Consider the following 6,114-nt stretch of genomic DNA (forward strand, 5'->3'; position numbering starts at 1 on the left):
TGGTGTTTGCGAAAATAGTGTTCCCAGTCAATGACATCTGGTGATGGCAGTGATTGCATTGCAGCACGCGTGGCCGACTTTTCAGGTGACAACAGGTCTTGTTGGCACATTCAGGGCAGACAAAGCCGTGAGGAAAACGCCAAGTGAACAACGCGTTTTCGCACTGAGCTTCAGTGCCATAGTCCTTGAGAAGCTCAAACAGGCTGTAGCCTTTCTGGAATTGGACTTTGCTTTTGGCCATGATCTCGCTCCTCGATAACTGTGCATAAGATCAGTATAGTTCGGGGTGACTGCTAATCATGGGTAATCAGGAAATCAATTGCAAGGATAGCGCCGTGGCGGAAAGCAAACCCCGAGTCCTGCTGGTGGAAGATACCCGCAGTCTGGCAGTGGTCTATGAACAGTATCTGGCCCAGGATGGCTTGCGGCCAGCAGGCCCTGGCCCAGCTGCTGAGCAGCCCGCCCCCCGTGGTGCTGCTGGATCTCGAGCTGCCCGACATGTCCGGCATGGACATTCTGCAGCAGATCACCGAACAGCAGCTGCCCTGCTCTGTGGTGGTGATCACCGCCCACGGCTCGGTGGATGTGGCGGTGGAGGCGATGCGGCTCGGTGCCTTCGACTTTCTGACCAAGCCGTTTGACGGCAAGCGGCTGTGCGCCACCGTCCGCAACGCCTTCAAGCACCAGCAGCTCAGCTCGCTGGTGGCCCAGTACCGGGAGAACTTCGAGCGCAGCTCGTTTGCCGGTTTCATCGGTGCCTCCATGCCGATGCAGGCGGTCTATCGCATCATAGAGAGCGCGGCGCCGAGCAAGGCGACCGTGTTCATCACCGGCGAGAGCGGCACCGGCAAGGAGGTGTGCGCCGAGGCCATCCACCAGTGCAGTCCGCGTCGGGAGCAACCCTTCATCGCCCTCAACTGCGCCGCCATTCCCCACGACCTGATGGAGAGCGAGATCTTCGGTCACGTGAAGGGGTCGTTCACCGGCGCCCAGGGGGATCGCAAGGGGGCGGCCAGCCTGGCGGATGGCGGCACCCTGTTTCTCGACGAGATCTGCGAGATGGATCTTGACCTGCAGAGCAAGCTGCTGCGCTTCATCCAGACCGGCACCCTGCAGCGGGTCGGCAGCGGCAAGCTGGAGACGGTGGACGTGCGCTTCGTCTGCGCCACCAACCGGGATCCCCTGGTGGAGGTGAAAGCAGGGCGTTTTCGCGAGGACCTCTACTACCGGCTGCACGTGATCCCGCTGAGCCTGCCGCCGCTGCGCGAGCGGGGCGAGGACATACTGCTGCTGGCGCGCAACCTGTTGCAGAGCTACGCCAAGGAAGAGAGCAAGCGTTTCAAGGATTTCGATGCCGAGGCGGCGCGGGTGCTGCTCGACTACCCCTGGCCCGGCAACGTGCGCGAGCTGCAGAACGTGGTGCGCAACATAGTGGTGCTCAACGATCGCGAGCTGGTGAGCCCTGACATCTTGCCGCCGCCCCTCAACGGCAGCCGGGGGGCCCTGCCGCTGGCGGTATCGGCCCCGGCGCCGGTCGGCAGCACCGAGCCTGTGGTGTCCAATGCCCCGATCCGCCCGCTCTGGCTGGTGGAAAAAGAGACCATAGAGCAGGCCATTGCCAGCTGTGACGGCAACATTCCCAAGGCGGCGGCCCTGCTGGAGATCAGCCCCTCCACCATCTATCGCAAGAAACAGGGCTGGGAGGAGGCGAGCCTGGCCTGACGTCTCGGGGTTAGCCTCTCGAGGGTGACAAAGCGTGCGGGGCGGTCCATTGGCCGCCCCGCTGCATTGTTGGTGATGGTTGGCTAGCTAGCTAGAGCTTGCCCAGTGCCTTGAGCCTGGCCAGCCGCTCTGCCTCGTTGGCCTTGAGCCAGCGATCCTGCGACAGCAGAAACCAGGCGCGGGCGAAGTATTCGGCGGCGGCCGGATCATCCAGCACCAGCGCATTCTCCCCCAGCTCTTCGAACACATAGCCATCCTCGGGCGCGCCGGCGGCAGCCATGTCGTCTTTCAGCTCGGTCAGCTCGGCCCTGGCCTGTTCGTGTTGCCCCTGAGCCCGGCTCAGGCGGGCCAGACTCCAGCGGGCGATAAAGGCCTTGGCCTGATTGTTGTGCTGCTCGTGCCAGGCCAGGCATTTTTGCTGGCACTGGCGGGCCTCTTCCAGCCGGCCCAGTTCGAACAGGGTCCAGCCCTGATTGTTGTAGAGGGTGGCGAGCCAGCCGCGCACCTTTGGATCCTGACTGCGCTCCGCCAGCTCCATCGCCAGCTGATGCCAGCGGCTCTGCTCCTCCAGCGGGGCGGCGATGGCCACCATGTGGGCCGCATCGATGGCGAGATAGAGCTCCTTGTGTTTGAGCCCAAGCTGCCAGGCCTGTTCAAACAGCGCCCTGGCGCTGGCCTTGTCGCCGGCGGAGTTGAAGGTGCGGCCGCGCTCCAGCAAGGTGCGCAGGCGGGCCCGCGGGGTCGCCTCGGTGAGGCGGGGCTCTATCTCGTCGAGCAACTGGTGCGCTTCGGCAAACTGGCGTTGCAGCGAATGGGTGCGGGCTATCTGGGTGAGCAGCTCCAGCTCGTATTGCAGATCGGCGGCGGCGCGCGCCTCGGGCAACAGAGCATGAAAACGCAGGGCGGTGGCGGCGGGGTCCTTGTAATCCCACTGCGCCATGAAATCAGGCGGATTGTCCATCTGGCCTCCTTGCTGGCGATCCTTTCACCAAGATGCCTGCAAGCCATTGTATGTACAAGGGGCCCTCGTCACAGAGCGCCCCTTGAGTCATGGCAACGGCAGTAGCCAGCCGGTCAGTAGACCATGGCCAGGCTCATCAGCATCAGGCCGAGGGCGGCGAAGGCTCCCTCCTTGATGGCGAGGCGCGGCACCAGTGCCTTGGGCAGGGCCGGAAACAGGCTGAGGGCAAAGCCGAGCCCCGGCATCAGCCAGTGGAAGGCCGGGTTGCGCAGGCTGGGGTCTGCCGCACCATTGATGATGATGAGCAGAATGAAGAGGGTGAAGGCGGGCAGGATGAACCAGCGGGCGCTGCCGGCCGCAACGGCGCGCAGCGGCGAGATGCGATAGAGCAGCAGGGTCACGATAAACAGCACCAGGGGGGCCAACAGGTAGAGGGGAGCCGGGTTCATAACGGGTATCCTGAAAAAGGGGGTAAACAGCAGTGGCGGATTTAATCAGCCCGCAGCCGGGATGACCAGCCACAAGGGCCCGGGCTGTGAAGAAGATCCCAGGCAAAGGTTTGCTGGCGACGTCTCAGCGCAGCCAGAACCAGGCGGCAAAGCCAAGCCAGCTCAATCCCAGCAGCAGCCAGGGCAGGGGATGCTGGCGGGTCACTTCCACCAGTTCGACGATGTCGTCCTGCTCCTCATCCTGCTGCGCTGGGTGAGACTGTTTGGCCTTGGCCTGCAGTTTTTTCTGGCGATTGGCCTCGCGGGCCCGCGCCTTCATCTGCTTCTTGTATTCGTCTATGCCTTTCTGGATCCCCTGGGCGATCAGCTGGGTCTGCTCCTTGGTCTGTCCCGGTTTCTGGTTGGCACGGGCAATTTTCATCGCCTCCTGCTGGGTCTCGGGGGAAATCTTGTCGTACTTCGCCATCAAAGGGTCTCCTCGGCATCGATTGGCGGGGAGTATGCCATAAAAACGGCGCCCTCAGGCGCCGTTGCAACAGCTTGTGAGCCGGATCAGGGCTTGTAGTAGGTCACGGTCGCATAGGGCAGCGGATTGAGGGTGCCCTGGGACTCGGCGTACTCCATGAACATCTCGTTCTCGCCCACGCCGGAGTCGACGTAGTCACCCTTGTTGGGCAGCTCTTCGCGCTTGAGCAGACCGCTGTAGCCATCCTTGCCGGAGGCGATGTAGGTGTTGGCACCAACGCGGTAGACCTTCTCGTCATCCAGCGGCAGCCACTGGCCGTTGGCGTCCAGCATCTCCAGCTTGGTGATGCGGGAGCCCTTGGCCAGCTTGCCGTCGTAGGTGTAGCTCAGGTGGCCGACGTAGGGGAAGGCACCGCTGGAGGCGGCGATCCCGGTCTCCAGACCGATGGAGTAGTCAACGGCGTACTCCAGGGTGGCACGCACGTCCTTGCCCTTGAGGTTGAAGGCGGCGATCTTGTTGCCAAACGGCAGCAGGGTCCCCATCACGTAACCGACCGAGAGCGGGCCCGCGTTCACGTCGGCACGCACGCCACCGGCGTTCTGGATGGTGAAGTCCACCTTGGTGTTGAGCTTGTTGAGCTTCCAGTAGAGGGATTCGGCCACCAGGGGATCGATGAGGCCGGCGCCGTCCGGGGTGGTCGGCACGCGCACGTGGGGCAGCTTGGTCGGCACGTCGGCGATGATCTTGGCCTCGAGCTCGGCCACGGCCGGCTTGTACTCGGTGTCGATCACGTCGCGCATGGCGGTGTCTTCCGGCACGATCTCGATGACCGGAGACTTACTGATGAAGTCGACTACGTTGGTCTGCTCGGTGCCGCTCAGCGGCACCTTCTTCTTGGCCACTTCCTTGGTGAAGTCGTCGCCGGTCATCAGGGTGTTGCGCCCTTCACACTTGGTGAGCTCGCCTTCCTTGCTCAGGGAGACGTTGACCAGGCCGTAGCCCTTGGCCCATTCGCCGGCCTGCACGATACAAGTCTTGCCACCGTCCGGGTTGTTGACGATCTGGGCATAGGTGTTGTCGTCGGCGGGGTTCTGGTTGTGGGCGGTGTAGCCGATGCTGTTGAGCTCGGTGATGTCGCCGAGGAAGGTCTGGGAGTGACCGCCGACGATCAGGTCGATGCCGTTGACGGCCTTGGCGACCGCCTGGTCATTTTGCAGACCGATATGGGTGACCATGATGATCTTGTTGGCCCCCTTGGACTTGAGGGTATCGACCATTTTCTGGGCGGTCTCAATCATCGGCAGGAATTGAGTGTCTTTGTCCGGTGAGGAAATATCATGCATATTTTCCAGCACCAGTCCGAAAATACCCACGCTCTCGCCATTGACTTCCTTAATGACATATTCGTGAATATTCTCGCTGTCCTTCAGGGTGGCGCTACTGGATTTCACCATATTGGAAGCCAATACCGGGAAATTCACCCGTGAGACGAAGTCTTTAATTGCCTGGTTGCCCAGATCGAATTCATGGTTGCCGAGCACCATGGCATCGATACCCATGTCGGAGAGCAGTCGGGACTCCTCTTCCCCCTTGAACTGGGTGAAGTAGAGGGTGCCCTGGAAGGCGTCACCACCGTTGAGCACCATGAAGTTGCGGCCTTCGCTGGCCGCCTGGCTGCGCAGCTCGTCCAGCTTGAACTTCAGACGCGGATAGCCGCCCAGCTTGGCGTTGAACTTGAATAGCTCCTGCCCGGTGGGCTGGATCGCCAAGGCATTTTCGGTCGGGTCGAGGTGGGCGTGGGTATCATTGATGTGGGCAATGGTCAGATCCAGCGGAATATGTTCCTTGCTGCTGTTTTCTGAATTGCAGGCGGTCAGCCCGAACAGGGTAATAGAGACGGTGACGGCCAGTAGCGTCTTCTTCATCGGTAATATTCCTCTTGTTGTTATAGTCCTGTATATCGTTCCTGCATGACAGGAGTGTGGCGATTCTAGGCAAAAAGTAATAATTGGAAATAAACAGAGCTGATTCCTTTGAGCTACTGCACATTAATAAAGCAAATAAACGTTCCTGATTACCCATGATTAGCAGTCACCCCGAACTATACTGATCTTATGCACAGTTATCGAGGAGCGAGATCATGGCCAAAAGCAAAGTCCAATTCCAGAAAGGCTACAGCCTGTTTGAGCTTCTCAAGGACTATGGCACTGAAGCTCAGTGCGAAAACGCGTTGTTCACTTGGCGTTTTCCTCACGGCTTTGTCTGCCCTGAATGTGCCAACAAGACCTGTTGTCACCTGAAAAGTCGGCCACGCGTGCTGCAATGCAATCACTGCCATCACCAGATGTCATTGACTGGGAACACTATTTTCGCAAACACCAAGCTCCCGCTGACCAAGTGGTTTCTGGCGATGCACCTGTTGTCACAAACCAAAACAGGTTTGTCAGCGATGGAGCTAAAGCGCCAGTTGGGCGTCAAATATGACACCGCCTGGATGCTCAAGCACAAGCTGCTGC

6 protein-coding genes and 1 pseudogene are annotated in these 6,114 nt (G+C 60.5%); 2 read left to right on the forward strand and 5 right to left on the reverse strand.

Going from position 1 to position 6,114, the window contains the following annotated elements:
* Positions 1-241: transposase (locus CAK78_RS07390; RefSeq protein WP_141214144.1), on the reverse strand; the 241-nt coding region annotated here is incomplete at its 3' end.
* A 94-nt stretch (positions 242-335) separates the two neighbouring features.
* Here CAK78_RS07390 and CAK78_RS07395 point away from each other — a divergent pair.
* Positions 336-1,722, forward strand: a pseudogene (locus CAK78_RS07395) (sigma-54-dependent transcriptional regulator).
* Between the two features lie 91 nt (positions 1,723-1,813).
* Here the strand turns inward: CAK78_RS07395 and CAK78_RS07400 are convergent.
* From CAK78_RS07400 to CAK78_RS07415, 4 genes are all read right to left on the reverse strand, one after another.
* Positions 1,814-2,683 (reverse strand): tetratricopeptide repeat protein, encoded by an 870-nt coding sequence (locus CAK78_RS07400; RefSeq protein ID WP_094696861.1) that lies wholly within the window; start codon positions 2,681-2,683, stop codon positions 1,814-1,816.
* 113 nt (positions 2,684-2,796) lie between these two features.
* Positions 2,797-3,132, reverse strand: a complete 336-nt coding sequence (locus CAK78_RS07405) for a hypothetical protein (protein WP_005303968.1) — start codon at positions 3,130-3,132, stop codon at positions 2,797-2,799.
* Positions 3,133-3,256: 124 nt separating this feature from the next.
* The gene (locus CAK78_RS07410) at positions 3,257-3,598 is read right to left on the reverse strand and encodes a DUF2956 domain-containing protein (protein WP_017784369.1); all 342 of its coding nucleotides are present in this window, start codon (positions 3,596-3,598) and stop codon (positions 3,257-3,259) included.
* 86 nt (positions 3,599-3,684) lie between these two features.
* Positions 3,685-5,523, reverse strand: coding sequence for a bifunctional metallophosphatase/5'-nucleotidase (locus CAK78_RS07415; protein WP_094696862.1), 1,839 nt, complete (start codon positions 5,521-5,523; stop codon positions 3,685-3,687).
* A gap of 215 nt (positions 5,524-5,738) precedes the next feature.
* Between CAK78_RS07415 and CAK78_RS07420 the strand changes: the two genes are divergently transcribed.
* Positions 5,739-6,114: transposase (locus CAK78_RS07420; protein WP_141214145.1), on the forward strand; the 376-nt coding region annotated here is incomplete at its 3' end.

Source organism: Aeromonas sp. A35_P (assembly GCF_002259925.1).
In the GTDB taxonomy this organism is placed as follows: domain Bacteria; phylum Pseudomonadota; class Gammaproteobacteria; order Enterobacterales; family Aeromonadaceae; genus Aeromonas; species Aeromonas dhakensis.

Excerpts from the sequence above, each read along its gene's own strand:
- CAK78_RS07410 (WP_017784369.1), bottom strand. The coding sequence starts at position 3,598 with ATGGCGAAGTACGACAAGATTTCCCCCGAGACCCAGCAGGAGGCGATG.
- CAK78_RS07400 (WP_094696861.1), bottom strand. The coding sequence starts at position 2,683 with ATGGACAATCCGCCTGATTTCATGGCGCAGTGGGATTACAAGGACCCC.
- CAK78_RS07415 (WP_094696862.1), bottom strand. The coding sequence starts at position 5,523 with ATGAAGAAGACGCTACTGGCCGTCACCGTCTCTATTACCCTGTTCGGG.
- CAK78_RS07405 (WP_005303968.1), bottom strand. The coding sequence starts at position 3,132 with ATGAACCCGGCTCCCCTCTACCTGTTGGCCCCCCTGGTGCTGTTTATC.